The 25,988-nt window shown below is 64.4% G+C and carries 28 protein-coding genes; 8 read left to right on the plus strand and 20 right to left on the minus strand.

Features of this window, described 5'->3' with window-relative positions; all coding sequences use genetic code 11:
* Positions 1 to 223: 223 nt before the first annotated feature.
* The 4 genes from RHIZ70P_RS02475 to RHIZ70P_RS02490 form a co-directional block, all read right to left on the minus strand.
* Entirely contained in the window at positions 224 to 676 is a 453-nt protein-coding gene (locus RHIZ70P_RS02475; RefSeq protein WP_115668781.1) for a hypothetical protein, read from the minus strand.
* Between the two features lie 234 nt (positions 677 to 910).
* Positions 911 to 1,765, minus strand: a complete 855-nt coding sequence (locus tag RHIZ70P_RS02480; RefSeq protein ID WP_115668782.1) for an NlpC/P60 family protein — start codon at positions 1,763 to 1,765, stop codon at positions 911 to 913.
* A gap of 111 nt (positions 1,766 to 1,876) precedes the next feature.
* Positions 1,877 to 2,227 carry a MarR family winged helix-turn-helix transcriptional regulator gene (locus RHIZ70P_RS02485; protein WP_115668783.1) on the minus strand — a complete coding sequence of 117 codons (351 nt, stop codon included), beginning with the start codon at positions 2,225 to 2,227 and terminating at the stop codon, positions 1,877 to 1,879.
* 102 nt (positions 2,228 to 2,329) lie between these two features.
* The gene (locus RHIZ70P_RS02490) at positions 2,330 to 3,721 is read right to left on the minus strand and encodes a leucyl aminopeptidase family protein (RefSeq protein ID WP_115668784.1); all 1,392 of its coding nucleotides are present in this window, start codon (positions 3,719 to 3,721) and stop codon (positions 2,330 to 2,332) included.
* A 146-nt stretch (positions 3,722 to 3,867) separates the two neighbouring features.
* Here RHIZ70P_RS02490 and RHIZ70P_RS02495 point away from each other — a divergent pair, with 146 nt between their 5' ends.
* Complete coding sequence (locus RHIZ70P_RS02495) at positions 3,868 to 4,695, plus strand: tetratricopeptide repeat protein (protein WP_115668785.1); 828 nt, start codon at positions 3,868 to 3,870, stop codon at positions 4,693 to 4,695.
* Between the two features lie 42 nt (positions 4,696 to 4,737).
* Here RHIZ70P_RS02495 and RHIZ70P_RS02500 read toward each other — a convergent pair whose 3' ends face one another.
* The 10 genes from RHIZ70P_RS02500 to RHIZ70P_RS02545 form a co-directional block, all read right to left on the minus strand.
* On the minus strand, positions 4,738 to 5,382 hold the full coding sequence (locus RHIZ70P_RS02500) for a LysE family translocator (protein WP_115668786.1): 645 nt from the start codon (positions 5,380 to 5,382) through the stop codon (positions 4,738 to 4,740).
* Between the two features lie 137 nt (positions 5,383 to 5,519).
* Positions 5,520 to 6,503, minus strand: a complete 984-nt coding sequence (locus tag RHIZ70P_RS02505; RefSeq protein ID WP_115668787.1) for a type II secretion system F family protein — start codon at positions 6,501 to 6,503, stop codon at positions 5,520 to 5,522.
* Positions 6,504 to 6,515: 12 nt separating this feature from the next.
* Positions 6,516 to 7,529 (minus strand): type II secretion system F family protein, encoded by a 1,014-nt coding sequence (locus RHIZ70P_RS02510; RefSeq protein WP_115668788.1) that lies wholly within the window; start codon positions 7,527 to 7,529, stop codon positions 6,516 to 6,518.
* 5 nt (positions 7,530 to 7,534) lie between these two features.
* The gene (locus RHIZ70P_RS02515) at positions 7,535 to 9,031 is read right to left on the minus strand and encodes a CpaF family protein (RefSeq protein ID WP_115668789.1); all 1,497 of its coding nucleotides are present in this window, start codon (positions 9,029 to 9,031) and stop codon (positions 7,535 to 7,537) included.
* 28 nt (positions 9,032 to 9,059) lie between these two features.
* Complete coding sequence (locus tag RHIZ70P_RS02520; protein WP_115668790.1) at positions 9,060 to 10,349, minus strand: AAA family ATPase; 1,290 nt, start codon at positions 10,347 to 10,349, stop codon at positions 9,060 to 9,062.
* Positions 10,350 to 10,383: 34 nt separating this feature from the next.
* Positions 10,384 to 11,076 (minus strand): CpaD family pilus assembly protein, encoded by a 693-nt coding sequence (locus RHIZ70P_RS02525; protein ID WP_115669044.1) that lies wholly within the window; start codon positions 11,074 to 11,076, stop codon positions 10,384 to 10,386.
* Between the two features lie 62 nt (positions 11,077 to 11,138).
* Positions 11,139 to 12,710 (minus strand): type II and III secretion system protein family protein, encoded by a 1,572-nt coding sequence (locus RHIZ70P_RS02530; protein ID WP_181903922.1) that lies wholly within the window; start codon positions 12,708 to 12,710, stop codon positions 11,139 to 11,141.
* 11 nt (positions 12,711 to 12,721) lie between these two features.
* The gene (gene cpaB / locus RHIZ70P_RS02535) at positions 12,722 to 13,534 is read right to left on the minus strand and encodes a Flp pilus assembly protein CpaB (RefSeq protein ID WP_115668792.1); all 813 of its coding nucleotides are present in this window, start codon (positions 13,532 to 13,534) and stop codon (positions 12,722 to 12,724) included.
* A gap of 125 nt (positions 13,535 to 13,659) precedes the next feature.
* Positions 13,660 to 14,172, minus strand: a complete 513-nt coding sequence (locus RHIZ70P_RS02540; protein WP_115668793.1) for an A24 family peptidase — start codon at positions 14,170 to 14,172, stop codon at positions 13,660 to 13,662.
* 154 nt (positions 14,173 to 14,326) lie between these two features.
* The gene (locus RHIZ70P_RS02545) at positions 14,327 to 14,497 is read right to left on the minus strand and encodes a Flp family type IVb pilin (RefSeq protein ID WP_115668794.1); all 171 of its coding nucleotides are present in this window, start codon (positions 14,495 to 14,497) and stop codon (positions 14,327 to 14,329) included.
* A 559-nt stretch (positions 14,498 to 15,056) separates the two neighbouring features.
* On the opposite strand from RHIZ70P_RS02545, the gene RHIZ70P_RS02550 reads away from it, so the two are divergent.
* From RHIZ70P_RS02550 to RHIZ70P_RS02580, 7 genes are all read left to right on the plus strand, one after another.
* Complete coding sequence (locus tag RHIZ70P_RS02550; RefSeq protein WP_115668795.1) at positions 15,057 to 15,470, plus strand: pilus assembly protein N-terminal domain-containing protein; 414 nt, start codon at positions 15,057 to 15,059, stop codon at positions 15,468 to 15,470.
* 130 nt (positions 15,471 to 15,600) lie between these two features.
* Positions 15,601 to 16,251: a TadE/TadG family type IV pilus assembly protein gene (locus RHIZ70P_RS02555; protein WP_115668796.1), complete on the plus strand. Its 651-nt coding sequence runs from the start codon at positions 15,601 to 15,603 to the stop codon at positions 16,249 to 16,251.
* The gene (locus RHIZ70P_RS02560) at positions 16,248 to 16,865 is read left to right on the plus strand and encodes a TadE/TadG family type IV pilus assembly protein (RefSeq protein ID WP_235842113.1); all 618 of its coding nucleotides are present in this window, start codon (positions 16,248 to 16,250) and stop codon (positions 16,863 to 16,865) included. The genes RHIZ70P_RS02555 and RHIZ70P_RS02560 overlap by 4 nt, the downstream gene beginning before the upstream one ends.
* Positions 16,866 to 17,021: 156 nt before the next feature.
* A complete protein-coding gene (locus tag RHIZ70P_RS02565; protein WP_115668797.1) occupies positions 17,022 to 18,242 on the plus strand; it encodes a phosphopentomutase in 1,221 nt (406 codons plus the stop codon).
* Positions 18,239 to 19,207 (plus strand): adenosine deaminase, encoded by a 969-nt coding sequence (locus RHIZ70P_RS02570; protein WP_115668798.1) that lies wholly within the window; start codon positions 18,239 to 18,241, stop codon positions 19,205 to 19,207. The genes RHIZ70P_RS02565 and RHIZ70P_RS02570 overlap by 4 nt, the downstream gene beginning before the upstream one ends.
* 108 nt (positions 19,208 to 19,315) lie before the next feature.
* Positions 19,316 to 19,945, plus strand: coding sequence for a uracil phosphoribosyltransferase (upp, locus tag RHIZ70P_RS02575; protein WP_115669046.1), 630 nt, complete (start codon positions 19,316 to 19,318; stop codon positions 19,943 to 19,945).
* Positions 19,946 to 20,077: 132 nt separating this feature from the next.
* Positions 20,078 to 20,587, plus strand: coding sequence for a TIGR02281 family clan AA aspartic protease (locus RHIZ70P_RS02580; protein ID WP_115668799.1), 510 nt, complete (start codon positions 20,078 to 20,080; stop codon positions 20,585 to 20,587).
* A 28-nt stretch (positions 20,588 to 20,615) separates the two neighbouring features.
* On the opposite strand, the gene deoA is transcribed toward RHIZ70P_RS02580, so the two are convergent.
* From deoA to RHIZ70P_RS02610, 6 genes are read right to left on the minus strand one after another with little or no spacing between them, the layout of a single operon-like run.
* A complete protein-coding gene (gene deoA / locus RHIZ70P_RS02585) occupies positions 20,616 to 21,926 on the minus strand; it encodes a thymidine phosphorylase (protein WP_115668800.1) in 1,311 nt (436 codons plus the stop codon).
* A gap of 3 nt (positions 21,927 to 21,929) precedes the next feature.
* Positions 21,930 to 22,703 carry a deoxyribose-phosphate aldolase gene (gene deoC / locus RHIZ70P_RS02590; protein WP_115668801.1) on the minus strand — a complete coding sequence of 258 codons (774 nt, stop codon included), beginning with the start codon at positions 22,701 to 22,703 and terminating at the stop codon, positions 21,930 to 21,932.
* The gene (locus tag RHIZ70P_RS02595) at positions 22,696 to 23,505 is read right to left on the minus strand and encodes a purine-nucleoside phosphorylase (protein WP_115668802.1); all 810 of its coding nucleotides are present in this window, start codon (positions 23,503 to 23,505) and stop codon (positions 22,696 to 22,698) included. Before RHIZ70P_RS02595 ends, deoC begins: the two co-directional genes overlap by 8 nt.
* On the minus strand, positions 23,502 to 23,894 hold the full coding sequence (locus tag RHIZ70P_RS02600) for a cytidine deaminase (RefSeq protein WP_115668803.1): 393 nt from the start codon (positions 23,892 to 23,894) through the stop codon (positions 23,502 to 23,504). The genes RHIZ70P_RS02595 and RHIZ70P_RS02600 overlap by 4 nt, the downstream gene beginning before the upstream one ends.
* 5 nt (positions 23,895 to 23,899) lie before the next feature.
* Entirely contained in the window at positions 23,900 to 24,871 is a 972-nt protein-coding gene (locus RHIZ70P_RS02605; RefSeq protein ID WP_115668804.1) for an ABC transporter permease, read from the minus strand.
* A gap of 10 nt (positions 24,872 to 24,881) precedes the next feature.
* Positions 24,882 to 25,985: an ABC transporter permease gene (locus RHIZ70P_RS02610; RefSeq protein WP_115668805.1), complete on the minus strand. Its 1,104-nt coding sequence runs from the start codon at positions 25,983 to 25,985 to the stop codon at positions 24,882 to 24,884.
* Positions 25,986 to 25,988: the final 3 nt, after the last annotated feature.

The following is a 25,988-nucleotide window of genomic DNA, read 5'->3' on the forward strand; positions in this document are numbered from 1 at the left end:
TTTCGATTTGTTGGTATTTTTGTTGGTACGAGACAAAATTAAACTCATCCAAACTCTATAAATTCAATTAGATAAGCATATTTTTCTAGTCCTCTTCTGGGCACCAAATTCCCGTTTCAGACCGTGTCTAACGGTCCGGAAACAAAACAAAAAAGCCCGGTTCGCCGGGCTTTTTTGTTGCCGAAAATTCAACGGGACGGGGCGGCTCGCGACGAGGGTCCGGTCAGCGGTCGATGATGCGGGGATTGACGCCGGGATACCAGCCGCCGGAGGGATTGGGCGGCTCGGTGCTCTCGTAGACCACGCCGTCGCGGGTGCAGCGATAGACGCGAACCGGCACGCCGTCGCCGAAAAAGCGCACGCCGTGGCGCTGCCTTACCTGTCGAAGTTCCGTCTCGCATCGATAGCCGTTGCCGAACAGATCGCCGGACTGCGGCTTGACTCCGGGCAAGTCGTGAAACGACTGCGGCGCGGCGGCGGGCGGATGCGAGGGGCCGGCCGCCCTGGCGACAGGGATCGCGGCGGGGACCGCGACTGGGAGGACGACGGCGAGGCACAAGACGGACAGGGTCGGCAAGGCCCTGCGCATTGGCTGCGACCAGGGCTCTGTCGGTGCCTGTGTCTGAAGCCGGCGGATGGCCTGGCTTGCCCGCCGCATCATCGAGAATATGGTCATGACACCCTGTCTCATCCGCTGCATTCCAGTCGCCATATAGGGATCACGGTCGCCTCGCCCAAGACCCGTTGCCAATGCCCGTCGCCCCAAGCTCGTCGCCCTTAGAGCCGTGGCAAGCCCTGCCGCCCCGGAGCCGTCGCCCGGCACCCCTTCCGCCTCAGGGGAAACCGCCTTCCCTGCGGCCACCTCCCTGTTGCCCGGCCTGTGGTGCGGGCCTGCCTGCACAGGCCCTGCTCAGGCGACCGGCCGGCGATAGCCGGTCGGCATTTCGTAAAGCCAGCCGATGCGCTTCACCGCCGCCTCGAAATCCTCGAGTGCCACGGTCATGGTATGACCATTGGCGTGCAGAAGGGTCTTCTCGTCGGTCATGATGCCGGCATGGCCCTTCCAGAAGACCAGATCGCCACGCCGAAGGTCCTCGCGGGCGATGACCGCACCAAGTCCTGAAGCCTGCATGTCGGAATCGCGCGGTGCGGTCCGCCCCGTCATCTGCAGTGCCAGCTGAACCAGGCCCGAACAGTCGATGCCGAAACCGGAGCGGCCGCCCCAGAGATAGGGCGTCTCGAGGAAGCGCGCGGCGATCGCCACATAGTCGTCGGTGGCGTAAGTGCCCAGCGGCAGGCAGTGGCCAGCGACGACGGCGCGGCCGTCCGCCAGCAGGAAATAGCGAGTGCCACGCGTCTCGGCTTCGCCGACGACCGCGATGCGGCTGCCCATGGAGAGTGCCGCCGAGACGGGAAAGCGCAGGTCCGGTCCGGGATAGACGAAGGTACGCGGCACGATCACGTGATGGGTCGGCTGACCTCCGTCGGTGGCAAGCGCGCTCTCCGGCAGGTAGCCGACATAACCGTCGGTCGTCGCCTGGACCCAGGCCCAGCCATCGGCGCGATCGAAGACGGCGACATCCTCGCCGAACAGAAGCTCGGTGTCGATGCCGCTTGCGGCATCCGGCCTCGGCCGAAGGCCGGCGACCGGAACGGCGAGACGGGCGGGCGCGCCGGAGGTGAAACGGGCGGCGGTCACCTGCCCTTGCAGCACCGTGTCGGCAAGGTCATCGCGATAGGCATGCAATCTGCGGTCCAGTGCCATGTCACTCTCTCAAAAGCTGTTTCGTCAAAGCGCGCAGCGATCCTGGCGCCGGAACGGGTAGAAGCAAAAAGCCAGAGCAAGAGTGCATTTGAAGAAGAATGCCAACCTGCTCTAGTATCCCAGTCTGCGGCCCTGATCGATGATCAGGTCCCCCAGTTTCTCGAGGAAAAGCGCGCCGCCGACGGTGCGCTTGACGATGACGCTGCGCCGATCGCGTTCGTCGCGCACCCGGTCGACAAGCCCCATCTCGCCCATGGTGTCGAGCGCACGGGTGATCACCGGCTTGGTGACGCCGAGCGTTGCGGCCAGGCCGCGCACGGTGTGCGGCGGTGGCACCAGATAGATCTGCAAGAGGATTGCCATCTGCCTGAGCGTCAGGTCGCGCTTGTCCTCCTGCACCTGTTGCAGGCTTACCTGGTGCCACAGGCCCAAGGCCTGGCTGGCGGTCAGTTCAACACTCATCAACCGATCCGGAACGTCGTTGTCGCCTCTTCTTTTCCGGCAATCGGCGCGGCATTGCAAGCGCGCCGACACTTGAGGCCGGCGCGCCGCTCAAGGCCGGCCTCAGCGCAGATTGGTGCGCAGATAGCGGTACAGCGCGCGAATGCCCTGGGCCTCGCCGCCGACCGGCGAATGCGGGCGCTCGGACGGCGCCCAGCCGAAGATGTCGAAATGCACCCATTTCGTCGACTTATCGACGAAGCGCTTGAGGAACAGGGCGGCCGTGATCGAGCCGGCCATGCCGCCGGCGGGCGCGTTGGTAAGATCGGCGATCTGCGCCCGGATGTTCTTCTCGTAGCCCTTGTAGAGCGGCATGCGCCACAGCGGGTCGTCGGTCTCCAGGCTGGCGTCGATCAGGTGCTCGGCAAGGTCCTCGTCGTCGGTGTAGAAGGGCGGCAGGTCGGGGCCGAGCGCGACGCGGGCGGCACCGGTGAGCGTCGCCATGTCGATCAGCAGGTCCGGCTTGTCCTCGTCGGCATAGGCCAGCGCGTCGGCGAGGATCAGGCGGCCTTCTGCATCGGTATTGTCGATCTGGACGGTCAGGCCCTTGCGGCTGCGATAGATGTCGCCGGGACGAAACGCATTGCCGGCTATGGAATTTTCCACCGCCGGCACGATGACGCGCAGGTCGATCTTCAGCTTGGCGTCCATGATCATCAGGGCAAGGCCCATGACATTGGCGGCGCCGCCCATGTCCTTCTTCATCAGCAGCATGTTGGCCGAGCCCTTGATGTCGAGGCCGCCGGTGTCGAAGCACACGCCCTTGCCGACCAGCGTCACCTTGGGATGGCCCTTCTTGCCCCAGCGCATCTCGAGCAGGCGCGGCGCCTGGGCGCTCGCCCGGCCGACGGTGTGGACGAGCGGGAAATTGCGCTCGATGAGCCCGTCGCCGACCACCACCGAGACCTCGGCCTTGTAGTGATCGGCCAGCGCCCTGAAAGCCTTTTCCAGATCGGCCGGGCCCATGTCATTGGTCGGCGTGTTGATCAGGTCGCGGGCGAGATAGATGCCGGCGAGCTGGCGCTTGATGTCGGCGGCGTCGGCATCCTGCGGAATCATCAGCGTCGGCTCGACCGGCTTTTCCGAGCGGTAGCGGCCGAAGCGATAGGCGCCGAGGCCATAGCCGAGGAGCAGACGATTGGCGGTCAGCGGCGCGGTCTCGATGTGCCATTCGCCGGCGGGAAGGCTGCGGGCGAGCTTGGCGGAGAGGAAGGGATTGTCCGACGGATTGCTGCCGAGGCCGAAGAGCGCTCCGCCGAGATGCCCGTCGGCGGTCGGGATCAACAGCAGGGAGCCCGCATCCGCCTTGAAACCGGCCTTGCGCGCCCAGTCAAGCGCGATCGGATCGATCGTCCCGGTTTCGATATGGGCGGGAGTGACAGCGAAGACGGGAAGCGTGTGGCCGCCCTTGGTGCTGAAGGGGGTCGGTCTTTCGATATACTGATACGGGGCCATGGCCTGCCTTCTTGGGAGAATCAATGCGGATCGGGGTTATTAACACTCCGTTAGGGTTAACAGATTATTGCTTGAGTGGAGGTTGCGCCGCCTTCGTCCGCACGGATGGACATGCGGCGCCGGCAAACCGATCCAGGATAAGCGACATGGCTCTTCGGCAGACTTCACCACGGCACCGCATCGGCATTCTCGGCAGCGTCTGCGTGCTGATCGCGGCTGCGGCCCTTGGCGGCTGCTCGACGACGAAGAAGCCTCTGACGACCGGGTCCATCCCGAAACTGTCCAAGCCGGTCGAGACGATGAACGCCCCGGAACTGGCGCGCGCCGCAGCGACCGTAGGCGCCGGCTACGAGCGCAATCCGAAGGACCGGAACACCGGCCTCGCCTATGCCAACATCCTGATGATGACCGGACGCAACACCCAGGCGCTCGCCGTCATGCAGCAGGTGGCGATCGCCCATCCCTCCGACCGCGAGGTGCTTTCCGCCTTTGGCAAGGCGCAGGCTGCGGCCGGCCAGTTGGAACAGGCGCTCGGGACCATAGGCCGGGCGCAGACGCCGGACCGCCCGGACTGGCGCCTCTATTCGGCGGAAGGCGCCGTGCTCGACCAGCTCGGACGGTCCGACGAGGCCAGGGGGCGCTATCGCATGGCGCTCGACCTCAAGCCCAACGATCCGACCATCCTTTCCAATCTCGGCATGTCCTACGTGCTGGGCGGCGATCTCAAGACCGCCGAGACCTATCTCAGATCGGCCTCGCAGCAGCCCGGCGCCGACAGCCGGGTGCGGCAGAACCTGGCGCTGGTGGTCGGTCTGCAGGGGCGCTTCCCCGAGGCCGAGCAGATTGCCCGCCAGGAACTCGACCCGCAGCAGGCCGACGCCAACGTCGCCTATCTGCGCTCGATGATGAGCCAGCAGAATTCCTGGAAGCAGTTGGCGGCCAAGGACGGCAAGAACGACAAAAGCACCAACTGAGGCTGGTCGAGATCCGTCAGGGACGCGGTCGGGTGGTTGCCGTCAGACCGGGCGCATTCTGACCGCATCAAGGATCAGCCGCACGCCGAGCCCGACCAGCACCGCTCCGGCAATGCGATCGACGACGTGCTTCGCCCGGCCATAGGCGGCCCGCGGCCGCTCGGCTGAAAACACCAGCGCGACCACCGCATACCATCCTGCCTCGACGACGAAGACGCCGAGCGGCAGCGCCGTGAACAGCCAGCGCTCCGGCGCGGCCGGGAGGAAAGCGGCAAAGATGCTGCCGTAGACCAGCGCGGTCTTCGGATTGCTGAGCTGGGTGGCGATGCCGACGGCGAGACTTTTCCAAGCGGCGGCAGCGTGGTCGACGCGCCCTGCCCGCTCCGGCGGCAGGGGCAGGCTGGCACCGCGCCAGATGCGCACGCCGAGATAGGCGAGATAGGCTCCGCCGAGCAGTTTGAACAGCAGATAGGCCCATTCGACCCGCACCAGCAGCGCATGAAGGCCGGCGAGCGCCAGAAGGGCGAAGATCGCACCGCCGATTCCCATGCCCAACGCGGCGGCGAGGCCGGCCCTGCGCGAGCGGATGATCGCGGTGTGGGAGACGAGCACGAAGCTGGGCCCCGGGCTCATGGCCCCGATCAGCACGGTGCCGACGATGCTGAGCAGGATTGCGATGGAAGACATGCGGATCTCCGTTCCCGAGGGCCACGCGTGGCCGGCGCCAGACGAGCCCGCACCGCCAAGGGACGACGGCCAGGCGCAATGGCCGAGTGTTAACCGACGAGGTCGCCGACGGCAATCGGGCGAGGACTATGGAATGACTAGAAGCGGTCCGCCACCTGGATGCCGGCCGGGCCGAGAATGACCGCTACGAGGACGGGCAGGAAGAACAGGATCATCGGCACGGTCAGCTTCGGCGGCAGGGCGGCGGCCTTCTTCTCGGCCTCGTTCATGCGTTCGTCGCGGCCTTCCTGCGCCAGCACGCGCAGCGCCTGCGAAATCGGCGTGCCGTAGCGTTCGGCCTGAATCAGCGCCTGTGTGACGCTCTTCACCCCTTCGAGCTGGGTACGAGTACCGAGATTCTCGAGCGCGGTGCGGCGATCCTGCAGAAAGGAGAGTTCGGCGGTGGTCAGCACCATCTCCTCCGCCAGTTCGCTCGACTGGCTGGCGATCTCTTCCGCGACGCGGCGCATGGCGGCCTCGATCGATATGCCCGATTCGACGCAGATCAGCATGAGGTCGAGCGCATCCGGCCAGGCGCGGCGGATGGAATGCTGCCGCTTGTTCATCCGGTTCTTGACGTAGATGTTGGGCAGGTAGAAGCCGACATAGCCGCCGACGATCGTCACCAGCAGCCGAACCGGCAAGGCCTTTTCCGCCAGGTTGCCGAGGCCGAAGATCCACACCGCGGTCAGCGTCAGCGTCAGGAAGGGCAGAAGGAAGCGCGCCACCAGGAAGATGTTGAGCGCATTCTGCGAGCGGAAACCGGCCGCCTTGAGCTTGTCCATCGTCGCATCGTCGACCAGCGCCTGGCGGAGATTGAACTTCTCGACGATCTGGCGGACCGACTGGTTGTTGCCGGCGCGCAGGCTCGCCTTGCCATGGCTGCCCTCGGCGTTCATGCGGGCGCGTTCGCGGGCCCGGATCAGGTCGCGCTCGGTCGAGACGGCCTTCATCCGCTTGTTGAGGTCGCCGCGCTCCAGATAGGGGATGGCAAAAGTGTAGAACGTCGCGAAAACCGCGATCGCGACGAGAGCCGCGACAATCATGGCGGGGTCGGTCAATCTTGCGGCGAGTTGCTCCATGGCCGGCCCTCCCTAGATGTCGAACTGGATCATGTTGCGCATGACGAAGATGCCGATCGACATCCAGACGGCCGAGATGCCGAGGATGAGATGTCCGCGCGGGTCGGTGAACAGGATCATGATATATTGCGGCGACGTCAGGTAGACGAGCAGCGTCACGATGAACGGCAGGGCGCCGATGATGGCGGCCGACGCCTTGGCTTCCATGGAGAGTGCCTGGACCTTGGCCCGCATCTTGCGGCGATCACGCAGGACGCGCGACAGATTGGACAAGGATTCCGAGAGGTTGCCGCCGGCCTGGGCCTGGATGGCGATGACGATGGCGAAGAAATTGACCTCCGTCAGCGGCATGGTCAGCATCATGCGCTGGCACGCCTCGGGAACGCTTAAGCCGACTTGCTGCGATTCCACCACGCGTCGGAACTCGGCTTTCACCGGCTCCTGGCCGTCGGACGCGATCAGCCGCAGCGCGTCGTTGAGCGGCAGTCCGGAGCGGATCGAACGAACCATCACATCGAGCGCATTGGGAAACTCGTTGAGGAACTTCTTCTGCCGCCGCCCGATCAGGAAGCCGAGGATCCAGCGGGGCAGACCCAGGCCGGCGACGAAGCCCATGCCGAGCGTGACGAGCAGGGGAAACCCGGCGAGGAAGGCGACCACGAGAACGACGATGCCGAGCACGACGCTGGCGATGTAGAAATGGCCAGGCGTAAATGACAGCCCGGCCCGCACCAGCCTTTGCTTGACGCTGGTGCTGGCTATCTTCTTCGACTTCTCTTCCTGCTTGCGCTCCAGATCCTTCAGCGAATCCTGGACCGATTTGCGCCGCTTGGAGATTTCCTGCACCCGATCGCGGGCCGCCTTGACCTTAAGGGTATCGGTCTCGGCGGCCTTGACCCTGTTGATCCGGCTTTCCGTCTTCTTCTCGACCTCGATCCGCGAATAGAGGACCCCATAGGCAAGGCCAGCCGTCGCGATGGCCGCGAGAGCGACGATGGCGAGCACCATGGGATCGAAACCGAACATCGCGCCTAGATCTCCTTGCTCTTCTGTTCCATGGCGTCGAGGGCCGCGGCAAGGCGCCGTTCCTCGTTGTAATAGCGCGCACGATCCCAGAAATGCGGCTTGCCGATGCCGGTCGAGACATGGCGGCCGATGATCTTGCCGGAGAGATCCTCACCCTCCATCTCGTAGCGCATCAGGTCCTGGGTGACGATCACGTCGCCCTCCATGCCGATCACCTCGGTGATGTGGGTGATGCGGCGCGAGCCGTCGCGCAGGCGGGCGGCCTGGATGATGACGTCGATCGAGCCGGAGATGATTTCCCGCACGGTCTTGGCCGGCAGCGAGAACCCGCCCATGGCGATCATCGATTCCATGCGGCTCAGGCATTCGCGCGGCGTGTTGGCGTGGATCGTGCCCATCGAGCCGTCGTGACCGGTGTTCATCGCCTGCAGCAGGTCGAAGACCTCCGGTCCGCGCACTTCACCGACGATGATGCGTTCGGGGCGCATGCGCAGGCAGTTCTTGACGAGGTCTCGCATGGTGATCTCGCCTTCGCCTTCGATATTCGGCGGGCGGGTTTCGAGGCGCACCACATGCGGCTGCTGGAGCTGCAGTTCGGCAGTGTCTTCGCAGGTGATGACGCGTTCGGTCGTGTCGATATAGCCGGTGAGGCAGTTCAGCAGCGTCGTCTTGCCCGAACCCGTACCGCCGGAAATGACCACGTTGCAGCGCACGCGGCCGATGATCTGCAGGATCTGCGCGCCTTCCGGCGTGATCGCGCCGAACTTGACCAGCTGGTCGAGCGTCAGCTTGTCCTTCTTGAACTTGCGGATGGTGAGCGCCGGGCCGTCGATGGCGAGCGGCGGGGCGATGACGTTGACGCGGCTGCCATCGGGAAGACGGGCGTCGCAGATCGGTGAGCTCTCGTCGACGCGGCGGCCAACCTGGCTGACGATGCGCTGGCAGATCGACAGCAATTGCGCGTTGTCGCGGAAACGGATTTCCGATTCGATCGTCTTGCCTGCGACTTCGATGAAGGTCTGGCCCGCGCCGTTGACCATGATGTCGGCGATGTCGTCACGAGCGAGCAGCGGCTCGAGCGGGCCGTAGCCCAGAACGTCGTTGCAGATGTCCTCGAGCAGTTCCTCCTGCTCGGAGATCGACATCGCGAAGTTCTTGATGGTGATGATGTCGTTGACGATGTCGCGGATTTCCTCGCGCGCGCTCTCGCCGTCGAGCTTGGCGAGCTGCGAGAGGTCGATCGTGTCGATCAGCGCCGAGAAGACCTGGCTCTTGGTGTCGTAGTAGTCCTGGGTGCGGGGCGGGCGCTTGCGCGCCGGCCCCGCCGCGGGGGACTGGAGCGGCGGCGGCGAGACCTGCTGACGCACCACCGGCTCTTCGCCGACAGGATCGAACGACGGTGCGCGTTGCGGCTGGGCGGCCGCCGGCGGCGCGGCCGGAGATGCCGTTCCAGCCCCCAGACCACCCTTGCCAAATCCGTCGCTTCCGCGTCTGCCAAACATCACTGACTACCTGTTTCCGTCGAAGACACTATTTCCGGCCGAGCAATCCGAGCACCTTGTCGAGCCCGCCCCGCTTCGGTTTCTTCACCGTCGCCCGTCCGGTCACCAGATGGGCGATCTGGGCAAAGGTCTCGGCCGTCGGCGACTTGGCGTCGATCTCCGAGATCATCCGGCCGCTATTGGCCGCATTGCCGAACAGCGCGGCATCGAAGGGAATGATGGCGATCGGCTCGATTTCCAGTGGCTCGAAGAAGTCCTGGGGGGCGATTTCCGGCCGCTTCGGCATGCCGACCTGGTTGAGCAGGAGATGCGGCGCCTTGTCGTTGGGCCTGAGCTTCTTCAGCGCGTCGAGCATGTTCTTGGCGTTGCGCAGGTTGGCAAGATCGGGCGCGCAGGTGAGGACCACCTCGTCGGCTTCGGCAAGGACCGCGCGGGTCCAGTCGGACCAGGCATGCGGAACGTCGAGCACGGTGATCGGCGCTGAGCGCTGCAAGAGCTCGAGCAGCGGCTGGAATGCTCCGCGATCGAAATCATAAGAGCGATCGAGCAGCGACGGGGCGGCCAGGAGCGACAGATGCTGCGAGCAGGTCGTCAGCAGGCGATCGAGAAAGACCTCGTCGAGCCTTTCGGGCGAAAACACCGCCTCGGCAATGCCCTGGGCCGGATCCTGGTCGAAATCGATATTGGCGGTGCCATAGGCGAGGTCGAGATCGGCGAGAATGGTCTCGGTGGCAAACAGGCTGGAAATGCCGAAGGCGCAGTTGTGGGCGATGGTCGAGGAGCCGACGCCGCCCTTGGCGCCGATGAAGGCGATGGTACGGCCGAGTGGTTCTGCTTCGGGATCGACGAAGATCGCCGAAACGGCGGCCATGACCTCGGCCATGCTGACCGGGGAGACGATGTATTCGGAAATGCCGTTGCGGACCAGTTCGCGATAAAGGGCGATGTCGTTGTGCCGGCCGATGATGATGACGCGCGAGCTCGGATCGCAGACCTCGGCGAGCGGCGCCAGCTCCTGGAGCAGGGTCTGCGGGGTGGCGTCGGTCTCGAGGATGATCAGGTTGGGTGTCGGCGTCGACGAGAACATGGAGGCGGCGGCGGCGATGTTGCCGTTGGTGATCCGCATGCTGACCTTGGCCATGCGCCGATCCTGGGCGCATTGCTCCATCACCCGCTGCACGCCCTGCGAGACGCAGAAGGCGTGCACGGATATGCGCGGCAGGGGCCGCAGGCTTTCGAGATCGCCGGTTCCCACCCTGCCCTCGGGCAGAATGTCGTCTACGGGCCTCGTGTCGAATTCGTAGTCGATCGCACTCATGCTTTCATCCTGCCTTCGGGTGGCTCGCGCCTTCCTAGTTCGAAGAGGTGTCCTTGCCCTGGCGATAGAGCCCGATCACGGTCGAGCGCCGCGTGGCATCGATTGGTGCCTGGGCGCGCGGGGTGACGAGATCCATCGGATTGGCGATCTGGGCCGCCAGGTTGGCCTGGGTGGCGCAGCCGAAATTCTCCCAGTTCCGGTTGGAGAAGGTGTTGGCCTGCAAGTCCTCCGGCCACTGACCGCACTGGTTGGTCACCGCGGTGATCGCCACATAGCTCAGCCGGACCGGTGCGGTATCGCCGCTTGCCCCGGCCTGATAGCTGGTCTCGATGATGCGCGGTGCCGGCACGCCGCGACCGATCAGCGCCTGGCGGATCTGCCGGCGCATCAGCGATGCGGCACCGGCATTCGGCGAGCCCTGCGGCAAGAGGATCTGGATCGTGCCGGACGAACTGGCGAGATAATCGGCGGCGAAGCCACCGACCGCGTCGGACATGCCGATCGTCAGTTCGCGATCGCCCGAAGCGATCGGGATGTCCAGCGTGTGCTCGACTTCCGTCAGCGTGATCGGGTGACGCGTCCGGTAATCGTCGGGAATGGAACCGGTGTTCATTCGGTCGGGATTGGTGCCGCATCCCGACAGGATGGCGGCAGCACCGAGAATGGTCGCGGCAAGCGCGGTGCGGGTGAAGCGCGGCGCGGCGAAAGTGGATCTCTTGAGAGGCATGATGTTGCGGCTTTCGCTGTTGCCGGGACGGGTATGGTGCTTGTTCATCCTCGCCTCCCCCTTCACTTGTAGATGAAACCGACGGCGCCGTGATAGCGACCCGCGGTATCCGCTTCGCGCCGGCCGTAGACCTTGTTGACCTTGTTGAGGAAGAAGGTCGCCGCATCGTTTTCGGGATTGAAGTTGTCGTCGGGCCGCTGCAACTGGTTGCGTGCCACAGGTCGCACCAGATAAGGCGTGGCGATGATCACCAGTTCGGTCTCGTTGCGCTGGAAGTCCTTGCTGCGGAACAGCGTGCCGAGGATCGGCACCTTGGCGAGCCCGGGAACCCCCGACATGGCCTGACGGATATTGTCCTGGACGAGGCCGGCGATGACGATCGAGCCGCCCGAGGGCAGTTCGACGGAGGTCGAGGCCTCGCGCTTTCGGATCGACATATAGGTCGAGCCGGGAATACCGCGCGACGTGTTGCCGGTGACGGCCGAACCTTCCCAGGTCGGCTCCGAGACGTTCGTCTCGATCTTCAGGCTGATGCGGCCCGGCGCCAGCACGACGGGCCGGAAGTTCAGCTCGATGCCGTAGTCGACGGTTTCGGTGGTGCGGGTCACGGTGGGACTGCCCGTGTCCTGGTCAAAATTGATTTCCTGCTCGGCGGCCAGGCGGAACTCGCCGCCGACGTAGAACTTCGCCTGTTCGCCGGAGATCGCCGTCAGGCTCGGTTCGGCGAGCGTCCGCATGACACCGGCCTGCTCCATGGCATTGATATAGCTGCTGACCGTATAGCCCGCGATCGAGCCGACCGCGGTGGGCAGCACGCCGCCCAAAGCATTGGTCACGCCGACGGCATTGCCCAGATTGGAGGGGTTCTGGAAGGTGATGCCGCTCGAGCCGTCGGAGACGCTGCCGTTGAAGCCGAGCTGCTTCAACACCTGGCGGCTCACTTCGGCGACGGTGACCTTGAGCGTGACCTGGTCCTCGCCCTCGATGGTCAACAGGTTGACGATCGAGGAAACCTGACGCTCTTCGGCGAAGATCGCGACGTCGCCGCCATTGTCGCCGCCGGACGCCGTTTCGTTGCGGGTGGTCGCTTCACCGCCTTTGAGGAAGGCGGTGGCGAGGCTCTCGGCGCGGGCCGCGTCCTGCGGCGTGCGGACCGTACCGGTCAGCACGATGTTGTCGGAGACGATCTCGACGGTGATATCGGATTCGGGAATGAACCGGCGCAGATTGGTCTCCAGTCCGGCAATGTCGCGCTCGATCTCGATATCGAGGCTGACGATCTCCTCGCCGTTCTCGCCGAAGATGAAGATGTTCGTCTGGCCGACCGCCTTGCCGAACAGGTAGATACGGCGCGAGGTGCGGGTGACGGCGTCGGCCATTTCCGGGTCGGCGACGAGAATGTCATGCGCATCCTGCGGCAGGTCGACGACCAGCGCCTTGTTGAGACCGAGCTTGACGGTGCGGCGGGCGCCGGGACCGGCCTCGGCAATGCGCAGCACACTCTGGCTTGCCGCTTCGGCGGCCGGGACGGAGAGGAAGCTCGGGGCATAGTCGCCCGGCATGCCGGAGAAGGCCAGGCAGAGGGCCAGGCCGGTGGAAAGTGACGGGCGGATCTTCCGTTTCAAAATGGTCATGACATCCCCCCTCATTCCGACTTGACGTCGGCGGTCGACTTGACCACCTCGCCCGACTTGATGACCTGGATCGATGGGCGGCCCGATCCGCCGCTCAGCAGATAGTCGGCCGCGGACGTATCTTCTTCCTGGGCGTCGGCGACCGAGCGCAGGGCGAGCGAAAGACGCTCGGCCATCTGCTGGGCGACGGTGAAGACCTTTGCCTGGTCCGGGGTCAGCTCGAGCGTCGCGGTCGTGCCGACCACCGACTTGCCGCCGTCCGGCGTTTCCTCGATCTGCTGGTCGATCGCCAGGACGCGCACGTTTGAAAGCACCGTCTCGGTCAGATAGGAATCTTCGCTGCCCCGGCGCACCATGATCACGTCGACGCGGTCGTTCGGCAGGATGAAGCCGCCGGCCCCGGTTGCAACCGAGATCTCGCTGGCGACCGCGCGCTTGCCGGAGGGCAGGAGCGACGACATGACGCGACCCAAGGAATCGGCGATCTTCTCGCGCCGCACCGGCTCGCCCTCGAACATCGGCAGGCGCACGACGACGCCGGTCAGTTCGGTCATCGCCTGGGGACGGGCATTTTCCGTGATGAACCCTTCGATCACGCTGCCTTCGGGCCAGGCCATCCAGCGCATCGACTTTTCATCGAGCCTCGAGCCGACGGGGAGATTGGCGGCAGACACCAGGACGTTGACCGTCGGTTCCTTCTTCACCACCGACTCGGCCTGCTCCATCACGACGGAGCGGGAGCCGCTCAGCCGCATGGCCAGCAGCCCGGCCATGCCGGCGGCGACGATAGCCACTGCGAGAATGATGATACGCGCGGGTTTCATGATCGTTCCTTGAGGGACGCAAAGGTCTGTACCTCGCAGAATGATCAGCAATTGGTGTAATTATGGTTAACAAGCCGCTTACGATCTTGGTTAACGATCGCTTTCCGTCACCCCATAGTCGCGTGTTACCGGATGTTGTCGAGCGCGGCGAGGACGAGGGGCGACTGGGGATAGGTCATCAGGCCGGCGAAGCCGATGGCGATGGCATAGGGCACCTTCTTGGCGCCGAGCAGGGACTGGGGAATGGGCAGGCCCATGGCGATCACGGTATTCAGGCGCGAGCGCAGGAGCAGGATGACGATGGTCAGCGCGCCGCCCAGATAGGCGACATGAATGAGAAAGGACATGAGCTCGGGCGTGAAACCGTACCAGACGGCAGCGGCGGTCAAGAGCTTGGCATCACCACCGCCCATGACGTTGAAGGCAAAGAGCGTGAAGCCGACCGAAAAGACGATCAGGCCCGCTACCAGATGCATGCCGAAACCCGCCCAGGTCAAGCCGACGAAGGGGGCCACGACGAAGAACGAGGCCAGCAGGATCGTCGGGATCCGGTTGGGGATCGTCATCTCGAACAGGTCGGTCAGCGCCGCCAGGACGAGGCATATCGGAAATATCACGAAGATCGCAGCTTCAAGCATGGCAGGCTTCCGACTTAGACCCTTTGACCCTAACGGTCTCGGCTTAAGGAAATGCAAATCGCCGAGCGATCCGTCTCGCTCAACGAAAGAGACCGCCCTCTGGACGAGAGCGGTCTTTGGATCGCCGATGCCGATATGACCGGCAAGGGATGTATCAGTTGTTGTCCAGCTTGTCGGCCAGGTCCTTGAACTGATTGTTCAGCGAGTTGCCGAGCGTCGAGGCGCCGGTGATGAGGGCGACGGAGATCAGGGCGGCGATGAGGCCGTACTCGATCGCGGTTGCGCCGGATTCATCCTTGAAAAAACGTGCAAAAATCTTGGTCATGTGACTCTCCTACTCCACGAAGGTTGTTCAGCACTCCCGGCAACTGTTCGCCGTTGCTCGGATGGCTGCAAACTACACAGCGGCCATTGCCATCGGCTTAACAAAGAGGGTTACCGAGACCTGAAGGGCGGATTGCATCGGGCGTGGTAAACGAATGTCGAACAAGCCAGACTGCATTTTAGTCGATCGCCGAGACCTCGCTGCAGCTTCGGAAATAGTGATTAATTATCAACAAGATGATCTGCCATCCGGGCGAGAGACAATCGGCCGGCGGGGCAACTGGCGACATCAGTGCCCAGGCGTATCCCCGTTAACGGGCGAACCATGTGCCATTCCGATACGCCCGGCTTGCGGATTGCACGCAGACGACCGGCATCCTGCCCCTGTCCTCTGCAAATCGGAACGAGCGGCAACTCGTTCCGCAAGGGCTTGAAGTCCGATATCGTGGGCGATCAAGCAGTCGCGATCGTTTCCCAGGGCGACTTAACGGTTCATTCACCATTCCCGACCATGCTCTCAGACCAGTCACGATCACAGGCGGTTTCAAAGGCTGGCACGTATGTTGTCTCGCAGCGTTCTCTTCTCGCTTGCCGGCGCCCTTGCGCTGAGCGGAGCCCTTGCCGCCGGTCCAGCCCGGGCCGAGGACGACACCGTCCTGCGCGTCTATATGAACAGCGCGCGCGTGCTGAAGCTCGATCGCCCGGTGAGCAAGGTGATCGTCGGTAATTCCGACGTCGCCGATGCAACGGTCGCCGACGCCCAGACCATCGTTCTCACCGGCCGCGCCTTCGGCACCACCAACCTCGTACTTCTCGACGCCGACGGCAATGCCATCGTCGACGAGCGCATTCTGGTGTCCATCGACGAGGGCAATACCGTGCGGGTGTTCAAGGCCACCACGCGCACCGTTCTGTCCTGCTCGCCCAATTGCGAAGAGCATGTCACCACCGGCGCGACCGCCGCCGCGAAGTGATTCAAGGCCCCGACCGCCAAACCCGTGAAAAGCCGCTTGCGGCACGCATCGAATTGTAAAGATCGCGACAACGGAAAATCAACACTTCGCTCCTAACGTCGAGACTGATCCCGGACCGCGGATACGAGCGATGAGCGCAGACTTCAAGCATCCCGACAGGCAGCACCAGGACGGGCGAGCCAAGACCGGCCGGCCGAAACGCCGGCTGTGGCGACGCCTGCGCCGATCCCGCGACGGGGCTGCGGCCATCGAGTTCGCCATTCTCGCCATTCCCTATTTCCTCATCATCTTCGCGATCATCGAGACCTTCGTGGCCTTCTATGCGGAGCAACTGGTCCATTTGGCCGTGAACAACATGGCGCGCGAACTGCGCACCGGCCGGATCACCTATGATCTCGGCCGCACCACCGACATGACCGAAGGCCAGTTCCGCCAGGCCTTCTGCAACGAGATATCGATCCTGATCACCTGCTCCGAAACGGAGATCACGACACCTTCCAAACTCTACATTGATGTCCGCACCTTCCCGACCTTCGGCGACATACCCGGCGAGATACCGCGGGTTTCGACCGCCGATTTCTCCGACATCGACCCGTCGAGCTTCGATTTTGCGCCAGGCGGGCCCAAGTCCATCAACATGGTCCGGGCACTCTACCGCTGGCAGGTGATGACCGATCTCGTCCGGCCCTACATCACCACGATCCGTCCGGCCGATGGATCGATGCCCAAAGACTTCCTGATCTCGGCGACGACGGCCATCCAGAACGAGGATTATCCGTGAGCGCACCGAGCCAGCCCCTGGGCCGCGACGCAGACCGGAGCCGGAAAGGCTACCTTTCCCGGCTGACATCGGTGCTGCGCCGCATGCGGGACGACCGAAGCGGTATCGGTGGCGTCGAATTCGCCCTGATCGCCCCGCTGCTGCTGGTGCTCTATCTTGCGGCTTTCGAGCTGACACTCGCCTTCAACACGTCGAAACGGGCAACCGTGTCGGCCAGCACGGTCGCGGACCTCGTGTCGCGGGCGGACAAGGTCGTCAAGAACGACCTCGATGACATGGTCGACGTCGTGAGCGCGATCTTCGCGCCGTATGACCCGTACAAACTGGCGCTGAATATTACAGGGGTCAAAGTCGACAGCTCAAAGGCTGCGTCGGTGGCGTGGTCATGGTCGAATTCCGGCTCCGCCCCCTATGCGGTCGGCGCGACGGTGCCGGTGCCCGCCGACATGCTCGAAGCCGACATCTTCCTGATCCGCACCGAGCTCACCGTTTCCCACGAATTGCTGATGTATCTTCCGGCGCTCTCCGGATCGACGATCAGGGAACTGACGATCTCCAGAGAGTTCTACTTCCGGCAGCGCGTCAATACCGACATCACCTGTGGCGACTGCTGACAAGGCGGCTCTCTTTAAGGGCCGCGACGGCGCCGAAGTCCGTTACACGTCCGCCACCCGGGGTTTGCCAAGCCGGCCGCTTGGCGCTAAACATGCCGCTTCGACCGCCCGGACGACGACAGCCATGAGGGCCGTGTTCCGCGGCGCAGGTGGACCATGGCACGAGCATTTCTTTTCGTTCTTGATTCCTTCGGCATCGGCGGCGCGCCCGACGCGCCCGCCTATGGCGACGACGGCTCCGATACGCTCGGTCATATCGCCGAGTTCTGCGCGGCGGGTGCAGGCGATCGCCAGGGGTTGAGGTCCGGTCCGCTTGCGCTTCCCAACATGTCGGCCCTCGGACTGGTGGCCATTGCCAAACTGTCGAGCGGCCGTGCGCCGGCCGGCATGCCTGTGCCGGAACGGGTGTTCGGCCTGCACGGCGCGGCGAACGAGGTTTCGCACGGCAAGGATACGCCGTCGGGCCATTGGGAGATCGCCGGAACGCCGGTGATGTTCGACTGGGGCTATTTTCCTGCAGACGGCGACGCATTTTCCGAAGAACTGGTCGAGGCGATCTGCCGCGAGGCGGAGCTTCCCGGCATTCTCGGCAATTGCCACGCCTCGGGCACGGAAGTCATCGCCCGGTTCGGCGAGGAGCATATCCGCACCGGCAAGCCGATCTGCTACACGTCCTCGGATTCGGTCTTCCAGATCGCCGCCCACGAGACGCATTTCGGCCTCGAGCGCTTGCTGACGCTGTGTCAGATCGTGCGCAAGCTGATCGATCCGCTCAATATCGGCCGGGTCATCGCGCGACCTTTCATCGGCGAGACGCCCGCCACCTTCGAGCGCACCGGAAACCGGCGCGACTATTCCGTGCTGCCGCCGGAGCCGACCTTGCTCGACCGCCTGGTCGAGGCCGGGCGCAGCGTGCATGGCGTCGGCAAGATCGGCGATATCTTCGCCCACCAGGGCGTGTCGCGCGTCATCAAGGCGAACGGCAACATGGCGCTGATGGATGCGACGCTGAAGGTCATGGACGAGGCCGCGGACGGCGACCTGGTGTTCAGCAATTTCGTCGACTTCGACATGCTCTACGGCCACAGGCGCGACGTGCCGGGCTATGCCGCGGCGCTCGAGGCCTTCGACCGGCGGCTGCCCGAGGTGCATCGCAAGCTCAAGCCGGGCGATATGGTGCTGATGACCGCCGACCATGGCTGCGACCCCACCTGGCGCGGCACGGACCATACCCGCGAGCGGGTGCCGATCATGGCCTTCGGCCCCGGCATCAAGTCGCGCATGATCGGTATCCGCAATACCTATGCCGATATAGGCGAGACGATTGCCGCCCATCTCGGCATTCCGGCCGGGCCGCATGGACGGAGCTTCCTTTGACAGCACATCTGAAGAAGGCGGAACTCCACTGCCACGTGGAGGGCGCCGCACCGCCGGCGCTGACGATGGCGCAGGCGGAGAAATACGGCGTGGCAACCGTTGGCTTCGTCAAGGACGGCGCCTATGTGTGGAACGATTTCACCAGCTTCATAGCCTGCTATGATTTCGTCGCCTCGGTGTTTCGTACGGCCGAGGACTATGCGGCGTTGGCCGAGGCCTATCTCCTCGAGCTGGCAGCCGCCAACACGATCTATAGCGAGCTGTTCATCTCGCCCGACCACGGCGAGGCCGTCGGCCTGTCGCCGGACGACTATGTCGGCGGGCTGGCGGTCGGCATTCTGTCGGCCAAGCAAAAGACCGGCATCGAATGCCGCATGGTGATCATCGGCGAACGGCACCTGGGGCCGGAAAACGTGCTCGCCCGTGCCAAATGGGCGGCCAGGTTCGACCACCCGCTGGTCACCGGCTTCAACATGGCCGGCGAGGAGCGGATGAACCGGGTGGCCGACTATGCGCCGGCCTTCGACATCGTGCGGGAGGCGGGCCTCGGCCTCACCATCCATGCCGGCGAACTCTGCGGCGCTTTCTCCGTCGCCGACGCGCTGGATCTGGTGAAGCCCAGCCGGATCGGCCATGGCGTGCGGGCGATCGAGGATGCGGACCTGGTCAAGCGGCTGGCCGATCTCGGCACGGTGCTGGAGGTCTGCCCCGGCTCGAACATCGCGCTCAAGGTGTTTCCCGATTATGCCAGCCATCCGCTCCGGCGCTTTGTCGAGGCCGGGGTGCGCGTGACGCTCAACTCCGACGATCCGCCGTTCTTCCACACCTCGCTGGCGCAGGAATACGAGACGGCGTCGACGGTGATGGGCTTCTCAGAGGATGAGATCAACGCCATGACGAGGACGGCGATCGAGGCGGCCTTCGTCGACGAGCCGACCCGGCAGGTGCTGTTTGGCCGCCTTTGAGCGGCAGCATCTGGGGATCAAGGGGCAAATTTCAGCGACGCCCTTGCGGGCGGCCGAGGGAATGTGGAAAACATTTCCGTCGAACAAGAAAAACAGAAGGGCCCGACCATGGACGGCGTCACAGTCATCAATCATCCGCTGGTTCAGCACAAGCTCACCATCATGCGCCGCAAGGAAACCTCGACATCGAGCTTCCGCCGGCTGCTCAGGGAAATTTCCACGTTGCTCTGCTACGAGGTGACGCGGGACCTTGAACTGACCATGGAGACGATCGAGACGCCGCTGACGACCATGCAGTCGCCGGTACTCGAGGGCAAGAAGCTGGTCTTCGCCTCGATCCTGCGCGCCGGCAACGGCCTTCTGGAAGGCATGCTGGAACTGGTGCCCGCCGCCCGTGTCTCGCATATCGGCGTTTATCGCGACCACGAAACGCTGCAGCCCGTCGAGTATTATTTCAAGGCGCCCGATGCACTGGACGAGCGCCTGATCATCGTCGTCGACCCGATGCTGGCCACCGGCAATTCCTCCATCGCGGCCGTCGACAAGCTTAAGGAACGCGGCGCGAAGAACATCCGCTTCCTCTGCCTCCTGGCCGCGCCGGAAGGGATCAAGAATTTTCGCGAGGCGCATCCGGACGTGCCGGTCTTCACCGCCTCGATCGATAGCCATCTCAATGAGAAGGGCTATATCATGCCCGGTCTCGGCGATGCCGGCGACCGTATGTACGGCACGAAATAAAGGCTTAACCAGAAGCGACGGTTCACGCCCCGGAACAAGCGTTCCGGGGCGTTTTCGTTCGCGCCTTAGCGGCTTTTCAATCGGGATGGGCTATCAGACCCCTGAAGGCTTGGACAAGGCGGGAGAAATGCCATGATGATGCGCGCGATCGGGCTGGTTTTCGTGGCGGCGGTCGCTGCAACCCAGGTGCCGCAGGTATTCGAGGCCCTGAAGATGCACGTCTCCGCTGGCGGCGGGACACCCGCCGCAGGGCCTGTGACAGTCGCTCGGACGGGAAGCACGATCCTGGAAGCGGACAGGACCGGCCACTATAGCGGCACGTTCAGGCTCAACGGAAAGGCCATCGAGGCCATGGTCGATACCGGGGCATCGCTGGTGGCGATCAACGAGACGACCGCGCGGCGCATCGGGGTCAGCATCGCCTCGCTCGACTTCAAGTATCCGATCAGCACGGCCAATGGCGAAACCCGCGCCGCGCATATCCGCCTGCAAAGGGTCGAGATCGGCACGGTGCGGGTGGAGGACGTCGACGCCTTCGTGCTGCGCGACAAGGCGCTGTCCGGCACCTTGATCGGCATGAGTTTCCTCAAGCGCCTCGGCGGCTATTCGGCCGAGGGCGACCGCCTGCGCCTGGAGCGTTAAGGGTCACCCCCGCCCTCGCCCCTTATTCTTAGTTGATGCGCTTGCCGATCACCGGCGCGAGCTCCGGCCTGTCGTCGGCGATGCCATAGCTTGCCGCTACCATCTGCGCGGCACGTTCGCCGCTGTCGCGGTCGTTGGCATGCACGGTGGCGATCAGGTCGCCCCTGGATACGGCGGTGCCGAGCGGAACGAGCCCCGTCAGGCCGACGCGGTGGTCGATGGCATCGGTCGGCCGCTGGCGTCCGCCGCCAAGGGCGACGACGCAAAGGCCGAGGCCGCGGGTGTCGGCGGAGGCGAGGTAACCATCGGCCTTGGCCAGCACCGGAATCTCGATGGCCGCCTTTTGCAGGTAGCGATCCGCATGGTCCATGAAATCGACCGGACCGCCGAGCGCATGCACCATTCGGCCAAACACCTCGGCTGCCTTGCCGGAAGCGAGCACATCACGGCACCGGGTGAGGCCGGTCTGGAGGTCAGCGACAGTGCCGGCATTCACCAGCATTTCGGCCCCTAGCGCCAGCGTCACCTCCTCGAGCCGCGTGCCGGTCTTGGCGCCACGGAGGAATTCGACGGCATTCTGCACCTCGACCGCATTGCCCGCCGCATCGGCGAGCGGTTCGTTCATGTCGGTCAGAAGCGCCGAGGTGCGCACCCCTGCCCCATTGGCAACAGTCACCAGCGAGCGGGCCAGCGCCTCGGCATCCTCGGCCCTGGCCATGAAGGCGCCGTTGCCGACCTTGACGTCGAGGACCAGGCTCTCCAACCCTGCGGCAAGCTTCTTCGACAGGATGGAAGCGGTGATCAGCGGAATGGATTCGACGGTCGCGGTGACGTCGCGGATCGCGTAGAGGCGCTTGTCGGCAGGCGCGAGGTCGCCGGTCTGGCCGATGATGGCGCAGCCAACCTCGTCCACCACCCTGCGGAAGGTCGCCGCATCGGGCATCACGTCATAGCCGGGTATCGACTGCAGCTTGTCGAGCGTGCCGCCGGTATGGCCGAGGCCGCGGCCGGAGATCATCGGCACGGCAAGCCCGCAGGCCGCGACGATCGGCGCCAGCATCAGCGAGACATTGTCGCCGACACCACCGGTCGAATGCTTGTCGGCAATCGGCCTGCCGATGCCGGCCCAGGAGAGAACCTCGCCGGAATCGCGCATGGCAAGCGTCAAGGCGACGATCTCCTCCGGCGTCATGCCCTTGAAGAACACCGCCATGGCAAAGGCCGCGACCTGACCCTCGGAAATGCTTTCCTGGCTCAGCCCTTCGACGAAAGCGGTGATCTCGGTGGCGGTGAGGACGGCGCCGTCACGCTTGCGGCGGATGATTTCCTGGGGCAGCATCTATCAGTATCCCGTGTTGTCGGCGCTCGACCGGCCACCGCCGAGCACGGTCAAAATATCGTCGAGCAGGCCTGAGGCGCCGAAGCGGAAGGTCGACGGCATGACCCAGTCCTCGCCCAGGATGGTATCGGCAAGGCGCAGGTATAGACCGGCGTCGGCGACGCTCGAAATGCCGCCGGCCGGCTTGAAGCCGACCTTCTTGCGGCTGTCGCGGATCGCCTGCAGCATGATGTCGGCCGCCTCGAGCGTCGCATTGACGGCGACCTTGCCGGTCGAGGTCTTGATGAAATCGGCACCGGCGGCGATCGCCAGTTCCGAAGCGCGGCGGATCAGGGCGGTGTCCCTGATCTCTCCGGTTTCGAGGATGGTCTTCAACAGCACGGGTTCGGCACAGGCGGCGCGCACCGCCTCGACCATGGACGTTACCGCCGCTTCGTCTCCGGCCATGAAAGCCCGGTAGGGAATGACCAGATCGATTTCGTCGGCACCGTCGGCGATCGCCTCGCGGGTCTCGGCCAGCACGTCCTCGAGCTTCAGGTCGCCGGAGGGGAAATTGACCACGGTCGCGATGCGCACCGGGCTTTCCGGCCCGAGCAGCGTGCGGGCGCGGGCGATGAAGCGCGGCCAGATGCAGATGGCCGCGGTGTGGCCATAGGGCGTTACCGCCTTGGCGCACAGGGCATCGATCTGCGCCGGTGTGCAATCGTCCTTCAGATTGGTGAGATCGACCAGGGCAAGTGCCCGGGCGGCGATGGCCCGCGCTTCGTGACTATCCAAGTTCCGTCCCTCCACCAGCGATCATTCTCTTGAGGATGGCGGCAAGCCGTTTGCCCCCGATCGGTGCCATGTCCTTGGTTTCGGCATGACTGAGCTCGGCCCCGGTCATGCCGGCGCCGAAATTGGTGATAACAGAGGCGGCGGCCACCCGCAGCCCGAAAAAGCGGGCGAGGATGACTTCCGGCACGGTCGACATGCCTACCGCATCGGCGCCGAGGATGCGGGCCATGCGGATTTCGGCCGGCGTTTCGAAGCTCGGGCCAGAGAACCACATGTAGACGCCGGAGGACAGCGGAATGCCTTCCTCGGCGGCGGCACGCTGCATGGCGGCGGCGAGATCGGCGTCGTAGGCGGAGGTCATGCCGACGAAGCGACTGTCGCTCTCCTCGCCGATCAGCGGATTGACGCCGGAAAAATTGATGTGATCGCTGATCTGCATAACCGAACCCGGCGGCAGATCCTCGCGCAGCGATCCGGCGGAATTGGTGAGGATCAACGACTGCACGCCAAGCCCGCGCAGCACCTCGATCGGCACGCGCATGGCATTGGCTTCGCCGTGTTCGTAATAGTGAATACGGCCGGCCAGCATGATGACCGGTTCCCGGTCGAGATAGCCGGCGACCAGTTCACCGGCATGACCGGACACGCCACTCAGCGGAAAGCCCGGCAGATCATGGTAGGAGACGCGGATCGGATCGCGGATCTCCTCGACCAGCGAGCCGAGGCCCGATCCGAGCACGATGCCGTAGCGCGGCAGAAGGCCTTCCAGCCGGTCGACGAGGAAGTTGATCGCCTCCCTCATCCGAGAATGTCCGTCTTGAAGGAGAAAGGCAGGAGTTCGTCCATGGTCATCGTCTTTTTAACGCCGACCTCGTCGCAAAGGTAGATCTTCGTGCCTGCCTCGGCGAATTCGGCGATCTTCTGGCGACAACCGCCGCAGGGCGGGCAGAGCGCCATCTTCTCGGCTATCACCGCCATTTCGACGATCTTCTTCGCCCCACCCATGATCATGCAGCCGATCGCCGTCGGCTCGGCGCACCAGCCTTGCGGGAAGGACAGGTTCTCGATGTTGGCGCCGGTGTAGATCCGGCCGTCATCGGCGCGGATGGCCGCCCCGACCGGGAATTTCGAATAGGGCGCATGGGCGAATTTCATCGCGTCGCGCGCGGCCTCGAACAGGTCATGGGACATGGGAATCAACGCTCCTTCACATAGGGGACACCGCCGGCCTTGGGCGGGTTGGCGGAACCGATCAAGCCGGCGAGCAGGATGCAGGTGAGGATGTAGGGCAGCGCCTGGAAGATCTGCACCGGCACCTCGCCGATGCCGGGAACCGACTTGCCCTGCATGAAGTTGGCGAGCGCATCGAGGAAGCCGAACAGCAGGCAGGCAAGCAAGACCGGAACTGGCCGCCACTTGGCGAAGATCAGCGCGGCGAGTGCGATATAGCCCTTCCCGGCCGACATGTTGTTGATGAAGGCCGCCGACTGGGCGATCGCCAGATAGGTGCCGGAGAAGCCGCAGAGGAAACCGGCGACCAGAACCGCGCGGTAGCGCAGCCAGGTGACCGAGATACCTGCGGTATCGACCGCTCCGGGATTTTCGCCAACGGCGCGCAGGCGCAGGCCGAAACGGGTGCGATAGAGCACCCACCAGGAGATCGGCACGGCGAGGAAGGCGAGATAGGTGAGCAGGTTGTTGCCGGAGATGACATTGGCGTAGAGCGGGCCGATGATCGGCACGTCGCGGATCAGGTCGACACCCGGAAGCGTGATCGGCGAGAAGCGCGCATCGGCGGTGAGGCCGGGTGTGCGGCCGCCCTGGCGGAACCAGGCATGGCCGAGCACGGCGGTGAGACCGGCTGCGGCAAAGTTGATCGCCACGCCGGAGACGATCTGGTTGCCGCGATTGGTGATCGAGGCGAAGCCGTGGACCAGCGAGAAGGCGAGCGACACGCCGATGCCGGAGGCGAGCCCGAGCCACGGCGAGCCGGTCATGTAGGCGGCGGTGGCGGCGGCGAAGGCGGCCGCCAGCATCTTGCCCTCGAGGCCGATGTCGAAGATGCCGGCGCGTTCGGAAAACAGGCCGGCCAGCGCGGTGAAGATCAGAGGGATCGACAGGCGGACGGTGGAGCCGAGGATGCTGACGAGAATGTCGAAGTAATCCATGTCGCTCACCTCACGCTTTGACGATTTGCTGGTAGATGCGCACGATCGTCGGCCGGAACATGTATTCGAGCGCGCCGGCAAACAGGATCACCAGACCCTGGATCACCATGATCATGTCACGGGTGATGGTCGGCATGTCGAAGGACAGTTCCGCCCCTCCCTGGTAGAGCACGCCGAACAGGATCGCCGCGAGCACGATGCCGATCGGGTGGTTGCGGCCCATCAGCGAGACGGCGATGCCGACGAATCCGGCGCCGCTGACGAATTCGACCTGCAGGCGGGCAGATGCGCCCATCACCGGATTGAGCGCCATCATGCCGGCAAGGCCGCCGGAGATCAGCATGGTGATGATGACGATCTTGACATAGGGAATGCCGGCATAGGCGGCGACCGAACGACTGAGGCCGAGCGTACGCATCTCGTAGCCGAGCTTGGTGCGCCAGATCAGCACCCAGACGAGCACGCACATGACGAGCGCGATCAGGAAGGAGACGTTGAGCGGCGCGGGGCCGAGTTTCAGGCCGAACATGGCCATCAGCCAGTCGAGCTTGGGCAGCTGTCCGCCTTCGAGGAAGGTGCGGGTCTCCGGCGCCATCTTGCCGGGCACGATCAGAACGTGCACCAGCACATAGTTCATCAGCGACGAGATAATGTAGTTGAACATGATCGTGGTGATGACGATGTGGCTGTTGCGCTTGGCCTGCAGCCAGGCGGGGATGGCAGCACCCGCAGCACCGAACAGGGCCGCGGCACAGATGGCGAGCGGCATGGTCACGTACCACGGCACATAATGGTCGAGCGACAGCGCCACCAGGGCTGCGCCGAGGCCGCCGAGATAGGCCTGGCCTTCGGAGCCGATGTTGAACAGGCCGGCATGATAGGCGACGGCGACGGACAATCCGGTGAAGATGAAGTTCGTGGCATAGAACAGGGTGAAGCCGATGCCCTCGCCGCGTCCGAGCGCGCCGGCGAGCATCAGCTTCAGGGCTTCATAGGGATCCTCGCCGATGATCCAGACCACGAGACCGGAGACCAGGAAAGCGAGGATGAGGTTGATCAGCGGGATCAGCGCGTAGTTGATCCAATTCGGCAGCGGTACGGAAGCGGTGCTCATCAA

Source organism: Paenirhizobium selenitireducens ATCC BAA-1503 (genome assembly GCF_900492185.1).
Lineage (GTDB): Bacteria > Pseudomonadota > Alphaproteobacteria > Rhizobiales > Rhizobiaceae > Allorhizobium > Allorhizobium selenitireducens_A.